This window comes from Stenotrophomonas sp. NPDC047960 (assembly GCF_043204395.1).
In the GTDB taxonomy this organism is placed as follows: domain Bacteria; phylum Pseudomonadota; class Gammaproteobacteria; order Xanthomonadales; family Xanthomonadaceae; genus Stenotrophomonas.
The window spans coordinates 93559-113191 of the sequence record NZ_JBIDBX010000004.1 but is presented as its reverse complement, the minus strand read 5'-3'; the positions used below and the strand labels follow the sequence as shown (position 1 = coordinate 113191).

Annotated in this window: 16 protein-coding genes and 1 tRNA gene; 10 read left to right on the top strand and 7 right to left on the bottom strand. The window is 68.1% G+C overall.

Going from position 1 to position 19633, the window contains the following annotated elements; genetic code table 11:
• The first annotated feature begins 5 nt into the window (after window positions 1-5).
• The 4 genes from nadD (at window position 6) to ACGFZ3_RS10440 (ending at window position 1835) form a co-directional block, all read left to right on the top strand.
• Complete coding sequence (nadD, locus tag ACGFZ3_RS10455) at window positions 6-671, top strand: nicotinate-nucleotide adenylyltransferase (protein ID WP_392920966.1); 666 nt, start codon at window positions 6-8, stop codon at window positions 669-671.
• Between the two features lie 58 nt (window positions 672-729).
• The gene (gene rsfS, locus ACGFZ3_RS10450) at window positions 730-1164 is read left to right on the top strand and encodes a ribosome silencing factor (protein ID WP_392920214.1); all 435 of its coding nucleotides are present in this window, start codon (window positions 730-732) and stop codon (window positions 1162-1164) included.
• 65 nt (window positions 1165-1229) lie between these two features.
• The gene (gene rlmH, locus ACGFZ3_RS10445; RefSeq protein WP_068853546.1) at window positions 1230-1700 is read left to right on the top strand and encodes a 23S rRNA (pseudouridine(1915)-N(3))-methyltransferase RlmH; all 471 of its coding nucleotides are present in this window, start codon (window positions 1230-1232) and stop codon (window positions 1698-1700) included.
• 58 nt (window positions 1701-1758) lie between these two features.
• Window positions 1759-1835 (top strand) — tRNA-Asn (locus tag ACGFZ3_RS10440).
• A gap of 126 nt (window positions 1836-1961) precedes the next feature.
• On the opposite strand, the gene ACGFZ3_RS10435 is transcribed toward ACGFZ3_RS10440, so the two are convergent.
• The 3 genes from ACGFZ3_RS10435 to ACGFZ3_RS10425 form a co-directional block, all read right to left on the bottom strand.
• On the bottom strand, window positions 1962-4775 hold the full coding sequence (locus tag ACGFZ3_RS10435; RefSeq protein ID WP_392920210.1) for a TonB-dependent receptor: 2814 nt from the start codon (window positions 4773-4775) through the stop codon (window positions 1962-1964).
• Between the two features lie 181 nt (window positions 4776-4956).
• Window positions 4957-5613: an energy transducer TonB gene (locus ACGFZ3_RS10430; protein WP_392920207.1), complete on the bottom strand. Its 657-nt coding sequence runs from the start codon at window positions 5611-5613 to the stop codon at window positions 4957-4959.
• A gap of 176 nt (window positions 5614-5789) precedes the next feature.
• Entirely contained in the window at window positions 5790-6524 is a 735-nt protein-coding gene (locus ACGFZ3_RS10425) for an SIMPL domain-containing protein (protein WP_392920204.1), read from the bottom strand.
• A gap of 130 nt (window positions 6525-6654) precedes the next feature.
• Between ACGFZ3_RS10425 and ACGFZ3_RS10420 the strand changes: the two genes are divergently transcribed.
• The 4 genes from ACGFZ3_RS10420 (at window position 6655) to tldD (ending at window position 14117) form a co-directional block, all read left to right on the top strand.
• Window positions 6655-7236, top strand: coding sequence for a Maf-like protein (locus ACGFZ3_RS10420; protein ID WP_392920201.1), 582 nt, complete (start codon window positions 6655-6657; stop codon window positions 7234-7236).
• Window positions 7229-8716 (top strand): ribonuclease G, encoded by a 1488-nt coding sequence (gene rng, locus ACGFZ3_RS10415; protein WP_068853541.1) that lies wholly within the window; start codon window positions 7229-7231, stop codon window positions 8714-8716. The genes ACGFZ3_RS10420 and rng overlap by 8 nt, the downstream gene beginning before the upstream one ends.
• 45 nt (window positions 8717-8761) lie before the next feature.
• Entirely contained in the window at window positions 8762-12601 is a 3840-nt protein-coding gene (locus ACGFZ3_RS10410; protein WP_392920196.1) for a YhdP family protein, read from the top strand.
• 70 nt (window positions 12602-12671) lie between these two features.
• A complete protein-coding gene (gene tldD / locus ACGFZ3_RS10405) occupies window positions 12672-14117 on the top strand; it encodes a metalloprotease TldD (protein ID WP_392920963.1) in 1446 nt (481 codons plus the stop codon).
• A gap of 31 nt (window positions 14118-14148) precedes the next feature.
• Here the strand turns inward: tldD and yjgA are convergent, their stop codons facing one another.
• Entirely contained in the window at window positions 14149-14742 is a 594-nt protein-coding gene (gene yjgA, locus ACGFZ3_RS10400) for a ribosome biogenesis factor YjgA (protein ID WP_392920193.1), read from the bottom strand.
• A 68-nt stretch (window positions 14743-14810) separates the two neighbouring features.
• Between yjgA and pmbA the strand changes: the two genes are divergently transcribed.
• Both pmbA and ACGFZ3_RS10390 read left to right on the top strand, forming a co-directional pair.
• Window positions 14811-16178: a metalloprotease PmbA gene (gene pmbA / locus ACGFZ3_RS10395; protein WP_392920190.1), complete on the top strand. Its 1368-nt coding sequence runs from the start codon at window positions 14811-14813 to the stop codon at window positions 16176-16178.
• A 75-nt stretch (window positions 16179-16253) separates the two neighbouring features.
• Window positions 16254-16634, top strand: a complete 381-nt coding sequence (locus ACGFZ3_RS10390; protein ID WP_392920187.1) for a DUF4870 domain-containing protein — start codon at window positions 16254-16256, stop codon at window positions 16632-16634.
• 512 nt (window positions 16635-17146) lie between these two features.
• On the opposite strand, the gene ACGFZ3_RS10385 is transcribed toward ACGFZ3_RS10390, so the two are convergent.
• Genes ACGFZ3_RS10385 through tilS form a run of 3 tightly spaced genes read right to left on the bottom strand, consistent with a single transcriptional unit; the run spans window position 17147 to window position 19598 of the window.
• Window positions 17147-18025, bottom strand: coding sequence for a polyprenyl synthetase family protein (locus tag ACGFZ3_RS10385; RefSeq protein ID WP_392920184.1), 879 nt, complete (start codon window positions 18023-18025; stop codon window positions 17147-17149).
• Window positions 18015-18275: an exodeoxyribonuclease VII small subunit gene (locus ACGFZ3_RS10380; RefSeq protein ID WP_392920181.1), complete on the bottom strand. Its 261-nt coding sequence runs from the start codon at window positions 18273-18275 to the stop codon at window positions 18015-18017. Before ACGFZ3_RS10380 ends, ACGFZ3_RS10385 begins: the two co-directional genes overlap by 11 nt.
• Window positions 18276-18311: 36 nt before the next feature.
• Window positions 18312-19598 carry a tRNA lysidine(34) synthetase TilS gene (gene tilS / locus ACGFZ3_RS10375; protein WP_392920178.1) on the bottom strand — a complete coding sequence of 429 codons (1287 nt, stop codon included), beginning with the start codon at window positions 19596-19598 and terminating at the stop codon, window positions 18312-18314.
• Between the last annotated feature and the right edge of the window lie 35 nt (window positions 19599-19633).

Sequence of the window (19633 nt, the reverse complement as noted above, 5' to 3'; positions counted from 1 at the left end):
GCCCGATGGGCCTGCGCATCCATTACGGTGGGACCTTCGACCCGGTGCACCTGGGCCACCTGGCGATCGCGCGCGCGGCGCGCGACCAGCTGCAGGTGGCCGTGCGGCTGCTGCCGGCAGCCGATCCGCCACACCGGCCCGTGCCGGGCGCCAACGCTGCCCAACGCGCGGAGATGCTGGCGCTGGCGATCGGCGATGAGCCGGGCCTGTTGCTTGACCTGCGCGAGCTGGAGCGTGCCCGGCGACAGCCGGGAACCCCTTCCTACACCGTTGACACATTGCGCGAGCTGCGTGCCGAACTGGGTCCGCGCCAGCCGATCGCCTGGCTGGTGGGGGCCGACAGCCTACTGGGCCTGCCCGGCTGGCACCAGTGGGAGGACCTGTTCAGGCTGGCGCACTTCATCGTCGCCGACCGCCCGGGAAGCTCGCTGGAGCAGACGCTGCCGGCCCCGCTGCAGCGGGCGCTGGAGTCTCGGTGGGCTGAAAGCGACAAGGCGCTGTTCAGCGCCCCCGCGGGGCGCGTGCTGCGCCTGCACGCCCCGCTGCGCAGCGAATCGGCCACGGCCGTGCGTGAGCGGATCGCGGCGAAGGGGGACTGGCGGCAATTGCTGCCCGGTCCGGTGGCCGATTACGTCGCCGAGCACGGCCTGTACGGCCTCCGTACGGCGTGAATACGTTCAGCCCGTCCGCCCCGTATAATCGGAGCCACATTTATCGAGTTGCCCTGCTTTGAACAACCAAGCCCAGCCCCAGACCATCAAGGTCCAACTGCCGAACCCGGCCCCGTCCAATGAGCAGCTGCTTGATTGCGTGCGCAGGGCCACCGAAGAACTGAAGGCCAGGGATCTCGTCGAAATCGACGTGATCGGCAAGTCCAGCGTCGCCGATTACATGGTGATCGCGTCGGGCACTTCCAGCCGCCACGTGAAGTCGATCGCCGACGAAGTGGTGAAGTTCGCCAAGAACCTGGGGGTGATGCCGCTGGGGGTGGAAGGCGAGCGCGAAGCGGAATGGGTGCTGGTCGACCTGGGCGACGTCATCGTGCACGTGATGCTGCCGCGCGTGCGCGAGTTCTACGCGCTCGAGCGCCTGTGGACCGTCGGCGACCAGCCGCCGAGCCTGCTGGATGATGGCGACGACGAAGACGACTACGCCGCGCGCTGAAACCGGCGCGTGGGGTAACGACAACGGCGCCCGATGGCGCCGTTGTCATTTGAAGGAGCATGACGATGAAAGCCAGGCTGATCGCTACCGGTGAACGCGCGCCCAGCTGGGTGGCCCAGGGCTTTGCCGAATACCAGAAGCGGCTCTCGCACTGGTTGCCGTTCGAGCTGGTGGAAATCGAGCCGGGCCTGCGTGGCAAGGGGCGCGATGCGCGTCGCGCAACCGAGGACGAAGGCAAGCGGGTGATCGCCGCGCTGCCCAAGAACGCGTATGTGGTGGCGCTGGATGTACCGGGAAAGCAACTCAGCTCCGAGCAGCTGGCGCAGCGCCTGGAGCATTGGCGCGGCCAGGGCAGGGACCTGGCGTTCCTGATTGGCGGCCCGGAAGGGCATTCGCCCGAAGTATCGGCGCTGGCCGATGAGAAGTGGTCGATCGGCCCGCTCACCCTGCCGCACATGCTGGTGCGGCTGGTGGTGGCCGAGCAGCTGTACCGCGCAGCGGCAATGCTGGCCAACCACCCGTATCACCGCGCGTGAAGAAATTCCGCGCAGACGGGTTACAAGCCGCGAAAAACTGGTTACAATGCGCACCCCCGCCCGAATAGCTCAGCCGGTTAGAGCACTTGACTGTTAATCAGGGGGTCGTTGGTTCGAGTCCAACTTCGGGCGCCAAGTTTTGAGAAGCCTCGCAGCGATGCGAGGCTTTTTTTTGCGTGTCGCGCAGCCACGCAGGGCATGGCTCTACCGCAGAGAAAAGCCCGGGCGGTGCCCGGGCTTTTCGTTTCACAACGGCGTGGATCAGTTGAAGGTGTACTTTGCCCCCACCGTGAAGTAACGCCCGATCGCACCGCTGAAGTGCAGCGGGTTGTAGTTCACGCCACCGTAGGTGGTCGGGTCGAGCGGGGCGGTGCGGTCGAACACGTTCTGCACCGAAGCGTTCAGCTCGAACGCGTCGCTGATGTTCCAGCGGCCGGACAGGTCGAAGGTGGTGAACGAAGAGATCTTCTCCACCGGCGTGCCATCGGCATAGAACGCCAGGTAGTCGCCACCGCGGCGGTCCTTGTTCTCCAGGCTGCTGATGTAGTTGACCACGCCGCTGACGCTCCACACGTCCTGCTTCCAGGTGGTGCCGAAGTTGATGCGGTCTTCCGGCGTGCCGATGCAGTTGGTCACGTCGCAGTTGCCGTGCGTGCCCACGTAGTCGACCGTGTTGTCGCCTTCGGTGCGCTCGAACTTGAGCACGTGGCTCCACTGCAGGTCCATTTCCAGCTGGCCCGGGCCGAGGTCGAAGGTCTGGCGGATATCGGTATCGATACCGCGGACCCGCGACGAGTTGGCATTCACGTACGCGGTGTTGACCGCCAGGATGGTGCCGGTACCCGGGATGCCGTTGATCAGGTCGGTGTCGCGCAGCACGTCACCGGCCGCGATCGCATCGGCCGTGCTGCCCTGCGCGATTTCATTGGTGCGCTTGATTTCCCAGGCGTCCACGGTCAGCGAGGTGGTCGAGGTGGGCTGCAGCACGATACCGAACGAGTAGCTCTTGGACTCTTCCGGTTTCAGGGCCGGGTTCGGGCTGGTGATGATCGCCACCGAGCGCGCGCCGCAGTTGGTGGTCGCATCGTCCGGCGGGCTGACCGCGCAGCGCACCGGGTCGCGGGCGGTGGAGAACGCGGCCAGGCCACCGTCACCGTTTTCGGCCGGGTTCGGGGCACGGAAGCCTTCCGCATAGGAGCCACGCAAGGCGATCCAGTCGGCAGGGGTCCACTTGACGCCCAGCTTCGGCGTGGCCTTGCCCTCACCACTTTCGTACTTGTCGTAACGCAGCGCGCCGGACAGTTCCAGCTGTTCCAGCACCGGGGCCGAGAGTTCGACGTAACCGGCGTACACGTTCTGGGTACCGTCATAGGCCGAGTAACCCAGGCCGATGATGTCGCCGATGTCGGTGTAGGTCTGCGGGGTCAGGCTGTTGCTGGTCTTGCGCCACTCGGTGCCCATGGCCAGGCCGAGCGGGCCGCCCTTGAGGTCCATCAGGCTGCGCGACACGGTGAAGTCGAACATGTCCAGGCTGGACTTGGCGTTGGCCTGGATTTCCGGCGAGATGTAGTCGTACAGGGCCTGCGAGTTCTGCCCGGCGTTGTCACCGATGCGCCACACGCCACCGGCACAGTTCGGATCGCCCAGCGCGCACTGCACGGCGCTGTAGCGCAGGAAGCCGGTGCGCTTGTTGACCAGGTTGGTGCCCGAATGCAGGTAGGCGGTGTCGTAGCTCCAGTCGCCCCAGTTGCCCTTGGTGCCGACCAGGAAGCGGGTGAACTCATTGGTGTTGGTGGTCACGCGCGGACCGACGTCCCAGGCCGAGTAGCGCAGGCGCGCGGTCTCTCCGAGGATGTTGTCCGGATGGGCGGCGTTGAGTACCACGGCACCCGGACCGCTGCTGGCATTGACCGGGCCGCCGGGGTAGCCCCAGCTGCCGGACACGCCGGACGGGGTGTTGCTGAACACCGTTTCCTTCTTCGAGTAGCCGATCTCGGTGTAGATCTCGCCGCCGTCACCATAGGCGAAGCTGGCGCGACCGAACACGTTGACGTACTCCTCCTTCGGGCTCAGCGAACGGAACTGCTGGGCCGGATCCCACAGGCAGCCGTCCTGGGCGATCGATGCATCGGTCTGGCCAGGAATGGTGGTCAGGCCCTGGCAGCCGGGCAATGGCACCAGCAGTGCAGGGGTCGTGTTGGTGAACAGCGAACCGTTCGGGCCGGAGCCGCCGCCGGTGCGACCGTTGAGGTAGGCGCCGCCCAGGAATTGTGCGTCGGCCGGGTCGATGCCCCACTGGCGCAGGTCGCCGGTGCCGATCCAGTCGCGGTTCTTGCGGTCGCTGATCGCGATCGCGTCGGTCTTGCCCACGTCCAGGCTGAAGAACGCATTCCAGCCGTCTTCGGCGATGTCGCCGGTACCGGCGGTCAGGGTGGCCTTCTTCGCGTCGCCGTCGCTGTCGCCAGACAGGCCGTAGGAGCCGCGCAGGATCGCCCCTTCGAAGTCGCTGCGCAGGATGATGTTGACCACGCCGGCGATGGCATCGGAACCGTAAATGGCCGAGGCGCCGTCCTTGAGCACTTCCACGCGCTCGACCGCGTCCAGCGGAATGGTGCTGAGGTCGGTAAAGACCTTCTGGCCGTCATCGGCCAGGCCATAGGTGGCCATGCGGCGGCCGTTCAACAGCACCAGCGTGGACCCGGCGCCCAGGCCGCGCAGCGAGATGCCCGCGCCGCCGCCGGCAAAGCCGTTGCCGAAGGTCTTGGGAATGGAGCCTGCGCCATCGGAGGTGAGCGTCTGCAGGTACTCGGCCACGGTCGTCTTGCCGCTTCGGTCGATTTCCTGGCGCGTCACGACCTGCACGGGCGAGGGGGTTTCGGTGTTGGTGCGTGGGATGTTGGACCCGGTGACCGTGATGCGGTCCAGGTTGGTCGCCGCCTGGTCCTGTGCCATGGCCGAGGACGAGGCGAGGGCGCCCGCCAGCAGCAGCATGCTGCTGGCAAGGGCCGAAGAAATGGAGCGGGCAAGCGGGGTGCGACGGCTGCCGCGGTAACGTTGTTGGATCGGGTGTTTCACAGCTTCTCTCCTGACTGGAAAACCTGGGGTCTGGGCTGGGCGCCGTCAACGAATTGACGCGTCGGCGCCAATCTAGGTTTCCAACAGGTGACGTAACCGTGAAAAATTGCTTAATTCGCACGATAGGTGACGTCCGTCAAAAAGTGCGGGGCCCCGTCTCCGGGACCCCGCAGCGGTCACGTCATTGCGGAAGGGAGAAGCTCACCGGTATCAGGCCCACCGCAGGAACGGGCTGGCCGTTGACCTGGGCCGGCACAAAGCGCCAGTGGCGCAGCACCTGCTGCCGCGCAGCAGCGTCCAGCGCCCGCGAGCCGCTGCTGCGCTCGATGGAGACGTTGGCCGGCCTGCCTTCGGCGTCTACCTGCACCCGGAGCGTCACCGTGCCCTGCTCCCCGGCCCGGATGGCGGCAATGGGGTAGCCCGGCGGCGGCGCGCTGCGGTACTGCAGATGCACACCGTCGCCGGAGGCAGCCGGGGTCGGCTCGACCGGCGCCAGGGTCGGCAGCTGCGTGTCGCTGGCCGGCAGTGGCGGCACCGCCAGCACGTCGTCGGCGGTGGCGGTGGGCGGCGGCAACGGGGCCACGCGCGGGGCGCTGGTCGGCGCGCGTACCGGCACCGGTTCCTTTGGCTGGATCAGCGGCGGCGGCTCGGGTTGCGGCACCGGCGGGGCGATCAGCGTCACCACGGTCCGCTCGCGTGGCAGCGGGGCGGCCACATAGGCGGCGGGGATCAGCAGCAGCATCAGGGCGAGCAGGTGCAGGGCCAGCGCGGTGCTCCAGCCAAGCACGCGCGGGACGTCGATTTGCAGCGGGACCACCGGGGGATGCGTACGGACCATGCGCCACTCTCCTTGCCAGATGTGCGTGCGGGAACATCATCGTGCGGGGCCGGGGCCCCGGCAATGACAGCAATACCGGAGGCCGGCGCCGGCCGGAAGTCAGGGGTGCCGTGGGTGTTTGGCTTGCGGTCAGGAAAACAGCGGACCAACGGTCCGCTGCTACCCGGGGAGGCGATTTACCGGCCCAGGTCGAACACCACGTCCAGGTTGACCGACACGGTCGACTCGCCCGGCGAGACCGGGGTGGAAACATCGGCGGCCATCGGCGCTGCCGCCGCGCGCATCATCACCGGGCGGAAGTTGCCGCCGCCGCTTTCGGAGATGCTGATGATGCGGCGCACGCGCAGGCCCAGCGACTTGGCGTAGGTCTCGGCGCGGGACTGGGCCTTCTTCAGCGCGGCCAGGCGGGCTTCATCGTAGACCGGTTCGGGCTGGTCGATCTCGAACTGCGGGCCGTTGATCTGGTTGGCGCCCTGCGCTGCCAACGCATCGAGCACCTTGCCCAGCTTGGCGATGTCGCGGACCTTGAGGCTGACAGTGTTGCTGGCCTGGTAGCCGGTGATCTTCGGTGCCTCATTTTCGGCATACCGGTACTGCGGGCTGAGGTTGACCCCGCTGGTCTGCACGTCGCGCTCGCCAATGCCGGCGGCCTTGATCGCGGCCAGCACCTTGACCATCTGTTCGGCGTTCTGGCGCATGGCCGTGTTGCCGTCGGTGGCCTGGGTGACCACGCCGGCCGACAGCGTGGCCACGTCGGGCACGCGGCGGGCTTCGGCATTGGCCGAGATGTTGAGCAGGGTGCTGTCGGCGGGGACGGCGATGGCAGGCGGGGTCTGTGCGTGGGCGGTCATCGAGGTTCCCAGGGCAAGGGACAGGGCAAGCAGCAGCGGGGACAGGGTCGGGCGGCGCATATGCATCTCCATGTGAAGGCGTTGAGGTTGGTGTCGGAGCGATGAACGTCTGGTGAGGTTTATCGGGGTTGATGACGAATCGGAGGCGTTGCTCGCGATTCAGACAGGGCCCGCGGGTTATGCTTCCGCGATGCTTTATCTTGCCTCTCGTTCGCCCCGACGAACCCAACTGCTGGAGCGCCTGGACCGACCGTTCCGCGCGCTGGACCTGGACGTGCCCGAAGTACGGGCCGCCGGGGAAACCGCCCAGGACTACGTACAGCGCGTGGCCATCGACAAGGCCCGTGCCGGGCTGGCGTTGGTGGCCGACGACCCGGATGCGGTGGTGCTGGGCGCGGATACCGAGGTGGTGCTGGACGGAGAGGTGTTCGGCAAGCCGGTCGACGCCGCTGACGCCGCCACCATGCTCGGCCGGTTGTCCGGCCGCACCCACCAGGTGATGACCGCCGTGGCGCTGGTCGCCGACGGCGCCGAGCAGGTGGTGCTGGTGGTGTCGGAGGTGAGCTTCATCGTGCTGGACGAGGCGGTCATTGCCGCCTATGTCGCCAGCGGCGAGCCGATGGGCAAAGCCGGGGCCTACGCCATCCAGGGTGGGGCAGAGCGTTACATCCGCCACCTGGCGGGAAGCTATTCGGGTGTCATGGGCTTGCCCCTGCAACAGACCGAGCAGTTGCTGCAGGCGTTTGAATCGAAGGGAGTCGCCCGTGTCTGAAGAAATCCTGGTCAACGTAACGCCACGCGAGACCCGCGTGGCCGTCATCGAAAACGGCATGCTGCAGGAGCTGCACATCGAGCGCGGCTGGCGCCGCGGGGTGGTCGGCAACATCTACAAGGGCAAGGTGCAGCGCGTGATGCCCGGCATGCAGGCGGCGTTCGTCGAGGTCGGGCTGGAGCGCGCCGCGTTCCTGCACGCCAACGACGTGGTACGCCCGGCTCCGGTGGCCAGCCCCGATACGGAGGGCACCACGCTGCCGCCGCCGTCGTCGGTGCCGATCGTGGAGCTGCTGCGTGACGGCCAGGACATCGTGGTGCAGGTGGTCAAGGATCCGATCGGCACCAAGGGTGCGCGGTTGACCACCCAGATCAGCATTCCCTCGCGGTACATGGTGCTGCTGCCGCAGTCCAAGGTGGTCGGGGTGTCGGCGCGGATCGAGGACGAGGCCGAGCGCGCCCGGCTCAAGACGCTGGTTACCGAGCTCTCCGCCCAGCACGGCGGCTATGGTTACATCGTGCGTACCAACGCCGAAGGCCAGCCGGCCGAGGCCATTGCCGAAGATATCGCCTATCTGTCACGGGTCTGGAACGTGGTCGAGCGCCGTGGCCGCGAGGCCGCCCCGTGCAGCGTGATCTATGAAGACCTGAGCCTGCCGCTGCGGTCGGTGCGTGACCTGATCCGCAAGGACGTGGACAAGGTGAAGGTGGACTCCAAGGAGACCTTCACCCAGCTGCAGGCCTTCGTGGCCAAGTACATGCCGGTGCTGGCCGAGAAGCTGGAGCTGTACAGCGGCGACCGGCCCATCTTCGACATGTTCGGAGTGGAAGACGAGATCGGCCGCGCGCTGGACAAGCAGGTGCCGCTCAAGTCCGGCGGTTATCTGGTCATCGACCAGACCGAGGCGATGACCACCATTGACGTCAACACCGGCTCCTTCCTGGGTCAGCGCAACCTGGAGGAAACGGTGTTCCGCACCAACCTGGAGGCCGCGCAATCGGTGGCGCGCCAGCTGCGCCTGCGCAATCTGGGCGGGATCATCATCATCGACTTCATCGACATGGATGACGCCGAACACCGCCGGCAGGTGCTGCGTACGCTGGAAAAGGCACTGGCACGCGACCATGCCAAGACCACGGTCTACGAGTTCTCGCCGCTGGGTCTGGTTGAAATGACCCGCAAGCGCACCGTGGAAAGCCTGGAGCGCCAGCTGTCCGAGCCGTGCCCGGAATGCAGCGGGCGCGGTTCGATCAAGACCGCCGAAACGGTCACCTACGAAATCTTCCGTGAGATCACCCGGGCGGTGCGCCAGTTCGATGCCGCACGCCTGCTGGTGATCGCCTCGTCCAAGGTCGTGGCGCGCATCACCGATGAGGAATCCTCGGCGGTGGCCGAACTGGAGGAATTCCTCGGCAAGTCGATCCGGTTCCAGGCTGATGAGCAGTACCTGCAGGAGCAGTTCGATGTCGTGCTGCTGTGACCTGAGCCGGCCCGCGCAGTGGTGCGCCGGCGCCTGCGGGTACCGATGAGCGCGCCGCTGCGCCTGCGACTGCGAAGGATTCGCCGCCATGCTGTCTATGCCATGGCGATCGTATTGGTCTGTGTGGCGGTGCTGGTGGGCAGCGTCAGCCAGCTGCTGCCCCTGGCCGAACGGCACCCGGACAAGGTGGCCGGGTGGTTGAGTGCGCGTGCCGGGCAGCCGGTGCGTTTCGACCAGTTGCAGACGCGCTGGACCCGGCGTGGTCCGCTGCTGGCGCTGAAGGGGCTGCGCATCGGCGAGGGCGAGGGGCTGCGCATTGGCGAGGCTGAAGTGCAGGTCTCCATGTATTCGGGGCTGCTGCCGGGCCGTTCGCTGACCGAGCTGCGCCTGCGCGGCCTGTCGCTGGTGCTGCAGCGTGCGCCGGATGGCCGCTGGTCGGTACAGGGGCTACCGCAATCGAAGGCCGGCGGCGATCCGCTGGATACCTTGCGCCGGCTGGGTGAACTGCAGGTCGTCGGCGGCCGGCTGCGGGTGGATGCGCCGTCGCTGAACGTACAGACCGAGCTGCCGCGCATCGACCTGCGGCTGCGGGTGAATGGGCAGCGGCTGGCCGTGGGCGCGCGTGCCTGGGCCGATCTGGATGCCGCGCCGCTGACGGCCGTGGTGGATTTCGATCGCGCCGACGGCAACGGGCAGGCCTGGCTGGCGGCCGACCCGGCCGACTTCCGTGCGTGGGCGTCGCTGCTGCAGTTCGGCGGCGTAGCCCTGCAGCAGGGCACCGGCACGTTGAATGCCTGGGTGGACCTGCGTGACCGCCGCCCGGTGATGGTGACCGCCGATGCCGACCTGGCCGGCGTGCAGCTGCGCGGGGCGCGGCTGGCCGATGGTGGGCGCCCGCAGCTGCAGCTGGATTCCCTGCAGCTGCGGGCGCGCTGGCGCTGGGTCCAGGGCGGCTGGCGTGCCGATGCACCGCGCCTGCGGATCGGCATGGAAGGGCGCACCGAGAAGCTCGATGGGCTGTTGATTGCCGGCGGCCAGCACATGGCCCTGGCCGGCGACAACATCGATGCCACCGCGCTGCTGCGCGGGCTGGCGCTGACCGACCGGATCGATGCCGGGCTGCGCAACTGGCTGCACGACGCCGCGCCGCAGGTGCGCATGAGCCGCGTGCGGTTCGCCGGCGAGCGCGATGGCCCGCTGAGTTTTGAAGGTGAGCTGGAGGAGATCCAGTTCGCCGCCGCCGGGCGTGCCCCGGGCCTGAGTGGCGTGGGCGGCCATTTCGATGGTGATGCCAACGGCTTCCGGCTCGACCTGCAGCCGACCCGGATCATGCATTTCGATTGGCCTACCGGCTTCGGCGTGCGCCACGACGTGCGCCTGGCCGGCAGCATGGTGGGCTGGCGGGATGAAGGCGGCGGCTGGCGCATCGGCACCCCGGCGCTGCGTGTGCAGGGCACCGATTACGCGGCCGACGTGCGCGGCACGATGTGGTTCCAGGGCAACGGCACCCGTCCGTGGATGCAGCTGGCGGCCAAGCTCGATGATGTGCCGATGACCGCAGCCAAGCGCTTCTGGATCCATTCCAGAATGAGCAAAGCCGCTACCGACTGGCTGGACGCGGCGCTGGTGGGCGGTTACGTGCGCGGCGGCGTCGGGCTGGTCACCGGCGATCTCGAAGACTGGCCGTTCAGCAAAAACAACGGTCGCTTCGAGGCCACCGGCCGCATCGACAACGGCAACATCCGCTTCCAGCGTGATTGGCCGACCATGGACAAGGTCGAGGGCGATATCGCCTTTATCGGCCCGGGCTTCGAGCTGCACGGTCGGGGCGACCTGGCCGGGGTGGCGGTGGACCACTTCGACGCGGGCATCGCCGATTTCGGTGCCACCCAGCTGTACGTCAAGGCGGCCAGCCGCAGCGACGCCGGCGCGCTGCTGGCCATGCTCAAGCAGAGCCCGCTGCACAGGACCTACGCCGATTCGCTGGACAACCTCACGGCCAAGGGCCCGGCGTCGGTCACCTTCGACCTGCTGCAGCCCCTGCACCGCGGGGAGGGCGGCGGGCACCTGCAGGGCACGGTCGATCTGGACGGCGCCACGCTGTCGGACAAGCGCTTCGACCTGACCTTCGAGGCGATGCGCGGCCAGGCAAAATACAGCCAGGACGGGTTTGGTGCCGAGGCATTGGCGGTGCGCCACCTGGGCCAGGACGGCCAGCTCAGCCTGCGCGCCGGCGGTTACGCGCGCGATCCTCAGCATGCCTTCGAAGCCGAGCTGGGCGCTACGCTGGGTGCCGGGCAGCTGCTTGACCGGGCGCCGGAACTGGCCTGGCTCAAACCCTACATTGAAGGCACCTCGCGCTGGACCATCGGGGTGACCCTGCCGAAGGTGGTGCCCGGCGGCAGGACCGAAGCGCCGACCCTGCTCACGCTGCACTCGGACCTGGTCGGTACCCGGCTGGACCTGCCGGCGCCGCTGGACAAGCCGGCCGAGGTGCCGCTGGCCACCGCCGTGAAGGCGCAGCTGCCGATGGGCGCCGGGCGCGTGGACGTCGCCTTCGGCGAACGCCTGGCCCTGGCCGCACGCACCCACGACAACAAGACCGGCGTGCAGGTCACGCTGGGCAGCGCCAGCGTTGACCGCGACCCGCCCGCCAGCGGGCTGGTGGTCAATGGCCGCAGCGGCTCGCTGGACGCATTGGACTGGATCGCGCTGGCGCGTTCGCCCGGCGGCGCACCGGATGCCGACCCGATGCCGCTGCGCCAGGTGGACGTGCAGGTCGGGCAGCTGTTGCTGGCCGGCGGGGTGTTCCCGCAGACCCGCCTGCAGCTGCGCCCAAACCCGAGCGGAGTGGATGTGCGCTTGGACGGCCCCTCGCTGTCGGGCAACCTGAGCGTGCCCACCGCCGATGGTGCGGCCATCGTCGGCAAGCTGGAGCGGGTGCACTGGCAGTCGTTGCCGACCCCGGTGAAGGCGCCCGCCGACGGCGCACCGATCATCCTGCCGGCCGACGCCACGCTGCCGGCGCGGGTGCAGGCCAGTGCCAACGACACCAACCCGGCGAAGATCCCGCCGTTGTCACTGGACATCAACGACCTGCAGTTCGGCAAGGCCCGGCTCGGCCAGGCCATGCTGCGCACGCGTCCGTTTGGCAACGGGCTGAGCGTGGACCAGCTGCAGTTCCGTGCGCCCAAGCAGCAGATCGACATCCAGGGCCGCTGGCTGGGCATGGGCGAGGCCGCGCGCACCCGGTTCCAGGTCAAGGTCGACAGCGAGGACCTGGGCGGGCTGATGCAGAACCTGGACTACGGCGGCCAGCTGCGCGGCGGGCAGGGCCAGATCAGCCTGGATGCCGGCTGGCAGGGCGGGCCCTCCGACTTCCAGCTCGGTGCGCTGCAGGGCCAGATGCAGGTGCATGCACGCAACGGTCAGCTGCTGGAACTCGAGCCGGGCGCCGGCCGCGTGCTGGGCCTGCTCAGCGTGACCCAGCTGCCGCGCCGGTTGATGTTCGATTTCCGCGATTTCTTCTCCAAGGGCTTTGCCTTCAACCAGGTCGAGGGCACGCTGGCGTTCGCCGACGGCATGGCCACCACCGACAAGGTGCTGATCGAAGGCCCGGCCGCCAACATCAGCATCCGCGGCCGCACCGACCTGCGCCGCCAGCAGTTCGACCAGACCATCGACGTCAATCCGCGCGCCGGCAACCTGCTCACCGTGGTCGGCGCCGTCGCTGGCGGGCCGGTGGGCGCGGCGGTGGGCGCGGCCGCCAATGCGGTGCTGTCCAAGCCGCTGGGCGAGATTGGCGCCAAGACCTACCACGTGACCGGTCCCTGGGCCGAACCCAAGGTCGAAGTGATTGACCGCGACGACGTACCGCCACGTTGATCCCGGCTTTTACACCCACAATGTCCCGCGCATGGCTTGCGATATTGGCCCGCGCCCACAGATCAAGACCATGACCGACAACGCACTCACCCTTGCCCAAGACCGCCTGCTGCTGCCCGCCGGGCTGGACGCCGGCGGCCTGGAACGCACCTTCGGCACCCTGTTGGGGCCGGGTATCGATTTTGGCGACCTGTACTTCCAGCACGCCCGCCGCGAAAGCTGGAGCGTGGAAGACGGCATCGTGAAAGACGGCGCCCACTCCATCGAGCAGGGCGTGGGCGTACGCGCCATTGCCGGCGAGAAGACCGGCTTCGCCTATTCCGACGATATCCATGGCGATGCGCTGCTGGGCGCGGCGCGCTCGGCGCGCGCGATTTCCCGCGAGGGCGGCGCGCAGCCGGCGCGCTCTCTGGTGCGCGGTAATGCACGCGCGCTGTACCCCGCGCTGGATCCGATCGATGGCATGGGCAACGAGGCCAAGGTGGAGGTGCTCAAGCGCCTGGACCGCTTCCTGCGCGCCGCCGACCCGCGCGTGCAGCAGGTGATGGTGAGCCTGTCCGGCGGTGTGGATACTGTCCTGATCGCGCGCAGCGACGGCGTACTGGCCGGCGACATCCGCCCGCTGGTGCGGCTGAACGTGCAGGTGATCGTGGAGCAGGGCGGCCGTCGTGAATCCGGCTATTCCGGTGGCGGCGGTCGCTACAGCTACGCGGAACTGTTCGCCGAAGGACGTCCGGAAGCCTTCGCCCGTGAAGCGTTGCGTCAGGCCCTGGTCAACCTGGAAGCGATCCCGGCTCCGGCCGGCGTGATGACCGTAGTGCTCGGTCCGGGCTGGCCCGGCGTGCTGCTGCACGAGGCGGTCGGCCACGGTCTGGAAGGTGATTTCAACCGCAAGGGCACCAGCGTGTACGCCGGTCGCATCGGCGAGCGCGTGGCCGCTCCCGGTGTGACCATCGTCGACGATGGCACGCTGGACGGTCGCCGCGGCTCGCTCAACATCGATGACGAAGGCCACCCGACCCAGTGCACCACGCTGATCGAGGACGGCATCCTGGTCGGCTACATGCAGGATTCGCTCAATGCGCGCCTGATGGGCGTGGCACCGACCGGCAACGGCCGCCGGGAATCGTTCGCGCACATGACCATGCCGCGCATGACCAACACCTACATGCGTGCCGGCCAGCATGACCCGGAAGAAATGATCCGTTCGGTCAAGCGTGGCCTGTACGCGGTGAACTTCGGTGGCGGCCAGGTCGACATCACCAGCGGCAAGTACGTGTTCTCGGCCACCGAAGCCTACCTGATCGAAGACGGCAAGGTCACCGCGCCGGTGAAGGGCGCGACCCTGATCGGCAACGGACCGGAAACCATGCAGAAGGTGCGCATGATCGGCAACGACCTGGCCCTGGACGAGGGCGTGGGCGTGTGCGGCAAGGATGGCCAGAGCGTGCCGGTGGGCGTGGGCCAGCCGTCGCTGCTGATTGACGGCATCACCGTGGGCGGCACCCAGGCCTGATCGCCGGATGCGCCCGTTCTGCCCGCCTGGTTCAGTCCTCGGCGCTGTCGGCGTCGCCGATGTCGTCTTCGTCGGTGTCGGCCGCCGTGGCTTCCAGGCCCAGCGCGGCCGGCAGCAGCAGGTTGCGCAGCACCTGGTAGATTTCGCGGAAGGCGCGCGGCGGCTTGTTCTTCGCGCGCTCGGCCTGGGCATTGCGCACCAGCGTGCGCAGCTGCTGGCGGTCGGCCTGCGGATATTCGGCGAGCAGGGCGCTCAGCGCGGTGTCGCCGTCCTTGAGCAGGCGCTCGCGCCAGTCCTCGGCGCGGTGCAGCGCGGCCACTTCGCGGCGCGAGGTCTCGCTGTTGGCATCCAGCGCATCGCGGATCGCGTCCAGGGTGGCGTCTTCCTCGCGGCGCATGTGCTTGGCCAGGAAGGCCAGCTGGCGCTTGTGGGCGATATGGGCAGTGATCCGCTTGGCCTCGGCGATGTGCGGCAGCAGGTCTTCCGGCACCGGCACGCGGGCCAGCTGGGCCGGGGTCAGCGACACCAGTTTCTCGCCGAGGGCCAGGATGTCCAGCGCTTCGCGCCGGTTCTGGCTGCGGCTGATATCAAGGAATTCACCGGTTTCTTCGTCGCGTCCGCGCATCGTCTTCTTTCCACATCCAGAACTGTGCCCGGCGTTGCGCCAGGTACTCACCCGTACAGGATAAAGCATTGAACGTGATCTCCCCTGAAGCCCACGCCGCCGACGACAGCCTGCAGCGGCTGGAACAGCTGGCCGACATCTCCCAGCAGCTGCTGGCCCGGGCCCGAGCGCTGGGCGCCACCCAGGCCGAAGTCAGCTGCAGCGAGGAGCGGGGGCTGGATGTGAACGTGCGCCTGGGCGAGGTGGAAACGGTGGAATCCACCCGCGACCGTGGAATCGCGGTCACGGTCTACTTCGGCCAGCGAAAGGGCAGCGCCAGCACCGCCGACCTGCAGCCGGCCAGCCTGGAATCGACGGTGGCGCAGGCCTGCGCGATCGCCCGCCATACCGAGGACGACGAGGCGGCCGGCCTGGCCGACCCGGAACTGATGGCACGCGAGTTCCCGGACCTGGACAGCTGGCACCCGTGGGCGCTGCAGGCCGACCAGGCGGTGGATCTGGCGCTGGCGTGCGAAGCAGCCGGGCGCGAGGCCGACCCGCGCATCAGCAACTCCGATGGCGCCTCGGCGGCGACCGCCACCAGCCTGTCGGTCTATGCGAACTCGCACGGTTTCATCGGCCGTGACCGCAGCAGCCACCATTCGGTGGGCTGCGCATTGATTGCCGGTCAGGGCGATGGCATGCAGCGCGACGGCTGGTACAGCAGTGCGCTGGCCCGCGAAGACCTGGAAGACGCGGCGTCGATCGGTCGCCGCGCCGCCGAGCGCACCCTGGCACGCCTCAATCCGCGTTCGATGGCCACCGCGCAGATGCCGGTGCTGTATTCGCCGGAAGTGGCGCGTTCGCTGATCGGCCACTTGTTGGGGGCGGTCTCGGGCGGCGCGCTGTACCGCCGTGCGAGCTTCCTGCTCGACAGCGTGGGCACGCAGCTGTTCCCGGACTGGTTTGCGATCGAGGAGCGTCCGCTGCTGCGCCGCGGCCTGCGCTCGACCGCGTTCGATGGCGATGGCGTGGCCACCCGTGATTCGTCGCTGATCGAAGGCGGCGTGCTGCAGCGCTACGTGCTGGGCAGCTATTCGGCACGCAAGCTGGGCCTGGTGACCACGGGTAATGCCGGCGGCGTGCACAACCTGCGGGTACAGCCCAATGCGGGCGACCTGGCCTCGATGGCCCGGCAGATGGGCGAGGGCCTGCTGGTGACCGAGCTGATGGGGCAGGGCGTCAACGGGGTCACCGGCGATTATTCGCGCGGCGCCGGTGGCTTCCGGGTGGAGAACGGTGAAATCCAGTACCCGGTTGACGGAATCACCATCGCGGGCAACCTCAAGGAGATGTTCGCGGCGATCGAAGCGGTCGGCAGCGACATCGACCGTCGTTCGCACGTGCAGGTGGGTTCGATCCTGGTCGGGCGGATGACCGTTGCCGGTAACGATTGACGTATCCTATTCCAGCTGCCTGGGCAGGCGGGGAGCCTGCCATGCACCACCCATACACTGGACAAGGAGTTTCACGTGAGCGAATTCGAGAACGTCACCGCCCCGCCGCCGCCGACCAGCGCCGGCCCGGTTCCCAGCGACCAGCGCACCATGGCGCTTGCCGCGCACCTGCTGGGCATCTTCACCTGGTTCATCGGCCCGTTGATCATCTGGCTGATCAGCAAGGACGACGCCGGCAAGGGTTTCGTCACCGACCAGGCCAAGGAAGCGCTGAACTTCCAGATCACCATCACCCTGGCGATGATCATCTGCTTCATCCTGATGATCGTGATCATCGGCGGTCTGCTGGCGCCGCTGGTGGGCATCCTCAACATCGTGTTCTGCATCATTGCGGCGGTGAAGGCAAACAACGGTGAAGCCTACCGTTATCCGTTCGCCCTGCGCCTGATCAAGTAATTCCTGCGTTCGTGGGAATGCAGAAACGCCCGGCATTGCCGGGCGTTTTTTGTTTGGAGCAAAAGCAAAGGCAAAAGCCGTCGCCTGCGAACGTACATGTGCTGGGCAGGCGGGTGTGGGTTTGCGGGACACGCCGTGAACCCATCCATGGGGGCTCGTTCGCGCCATCCATGGCGCTCTACGGTCCCGCAAACCCACCCCCGCCTGCCCCCGACAGTGGGTCGGTTATTCAAGCAAAAGCGGAACGGCACCGTGCAGGCGCGCATCGCGCGTTGTCGTAGAGCCACGCCCTGCGTGGCTGCTTTTGATCGCCTGTGCGCACCAACCAACCGTCAGAGGGTCGGCGGGGGTGGGTTTGCGGGGGCTTTGCGAAACATGGATGTTTCGCAAGAGCCTCCACGGATGGATTCACGGCGCCCCCCGCAAACCCACACCCGCCGGCCCTGCGCAGTAACGTTCGCAGACCAAGGCTCTTGCCTGCAGCAGACGCGCACCGACCGAAGGCCGGTCCCTTAGTGATTGCGCTCTACAGCCAACCGCCCAAGCGCACGCAACGCATCAGCGCGTTCGTCATACCCGGCAAGGCTGTCGTGCATGCGCTCGCTGAGCGCCGCCAACTCGGCCTTTGCACCGTCCATCCCCAACAACGCCGGGAACGTGGACTTGGCCTGCGCCTGGTCCTTGCCCGCGGTCTTGCCGAGCTGTTCGGAGCTGGCTTCCACGTCCAGGATGTCATCGCGCACCTGGAACGCCAGGCCGAGGGCGTTGGCGAAATCGTCCAGCTGCAGCAGGTCAGCGTGCGGCGCATCACCACACAGTGCGCCCATGCGGACCGCCGCGCGGATCAGCGCGCCGGTCTTCAGGGCATGCATGTGCTGCAGGTCGGCCAGCGGCTGCGCGTGGCCCGTTGCATCGATGTCCAATGCCTGGCCGCCGCACATGCCGGCTGCCCCCGAGGCGTGGGTCAGTGCCTGCAGGCAGTGCACCCGCAGCAGCGCCGGCAACGCCGCATCGGCCAGCAGGCCGAACGCGCGCGTCTGCAGCGCATCGCCGGCCAGGATCGCCGTGGCTTCGTCGAAGGCGATGTGCGTGGTCGGGCGGCCGCGACGCAACGCGTCGTCGTCCATCGCCGGCAGGTCGTCGTGCACCAGCGAATAGGCGTGGATCAGTTCCACCGCCATCGCCGGTGCGTCCAGCGCGTGTTCGTCGGCGCCGAAGATCTGCCCGCTGGCGTACACCAGCAGCGGGCGCATGCGCTTGCCGCCGCCGAGCACGGCATGGCGCATCGCCTGGTGCAGGCGCTGGGGCGCCTGTTCGGGCGAGGGCAGGCTGGCGTCGAGCTGGCTTTCAATGCGGTCGCGCCAACGCGCGAACGTGGACTCAACCGTCATGGCTGGGCGGGTCGAACGGCTCGGCGGTTTCCGGGCGTGCCGGGTCGCTGAGCAGGCGCACGCGCAGCTCGGCCTGCTCCAGCGCCTGCTGGCACTGGCGGTACAGGCCGACGCCGCGCTCATAGGCGCTCAGCGACTGCTCCAGGCTCATGTCGCCGGTTTCCATCTTCTCCACCAGTTGCTCCAGTTCTTCCAGCGAATGCTCGAAGTGGGCGACCGGCGAGGTGTCAGTGGGGGACTTCTTGGCCATGCGGCAAGTGTGAGGCGCCAGCCCAAAGGGGTCAATTCATGCCGCGCCCGGCGTCCAGCGCAGGCGGGCGTGCTGTTCATCCAGCCACTGCTGCAACGGTGCGGCGATGACCTGGTCGCCGGCCGCCACCAGCGTATGCTCTGCATACAGCAACGGCACCTGGCGGCGCTGCCACGGTGGCAACCCGCTCTGCTGCAGCAGGTCTTTCAGGGCATGCGAGTGACTGCGGCCGCGCAGCTGGATGCGCTCGCCGCCCCGTCGTGCGCTGACCTGCACCGGTTCACCCAGCCGCTTGGCGCCGATCAGCGCCAGTTCGCCACCGTCGGGCAGCGCCAGCGGGCTGGATCCATCCCAATGCACGCTCCAGTCCAGCGGCAGCGCCAGCGCCATCGGCAGCAGGTACAGGTGCCCTCGCCAACGGCGGATGCGGACCCCCTGCCAGGCAAACTGCGCATCGGCATCGTGCGCGGCAGGAAGCAGTTCGCGTTCGATGGCCTGCACGCCGGCGGCTGGCAATGGCGGCTGCCCCGCGCTGCGTACCCACTGCCGCAACAGCCGCGCGCGGCGCTCGCGCGGCTGCCGTTGCAGCTTGGCGCAGTCGAGTACGCCGGGCGACACCGTGCAGCGCCGCAAGGCCTCGTGGTCGGAGGCCTCGAGCAGGCGCTGCGCCTGCGCGCTCAGCTCGGCGCTGCGCGCCAATGCCGCATCGGCCTGCGGCCAGCGTTGTTGCAGCAGCGGCAGCACGTGCAGGCGCAGGAAGTTGCGGTCGGCCGCATCGTTGGCATTGCTGGGATCTTCAATCCACTGCAGTGCGTGCGCCTGCGCATGGGCCAGCAGGTCGCGGCGCGGGATCTGCAGCAGTGGCCGCCAGATCGATCCGGCGGCAAACGGAGCATGCACGCGGATCGCCGCCAGGCCATCCACGCCGGAGCCACGCAGCGCCCGGAGCAGGAACGTTTCGGCCTGGTCATCGCGGTGGTGCGCCAACGCCAAGTGTTCACCTTCGCGCAGGACGCGGCCGAACGCTTCGCGCCGGACATGCCGTGCTGCAGCTTCCAGGCCCGCACCGCTGTCGCGCGGCACCGCTACCCGGACCACCTGCAGCGGAATCGACCAGGCCGCGCAGATCGCTTCGCAGTGCTCCGCCCACCGGTCGGCCTCGGGCTGCAGTCCGTGGTGCACGTGCACCGCATGCAGGCCGGCGGCACGCTGCGCGGGTGACTGCGCCAGCCAGTGCAGCAACACCGTTGAATCCAGTCCGCCACTGAAACCCACCAGCACGGGGGCGGGGAGGTCGGGGGCAGGGGGCAGCGCAGTAGGCATCGAATGGGAAATGTCAGGCAGAGGGCCAGTATCGG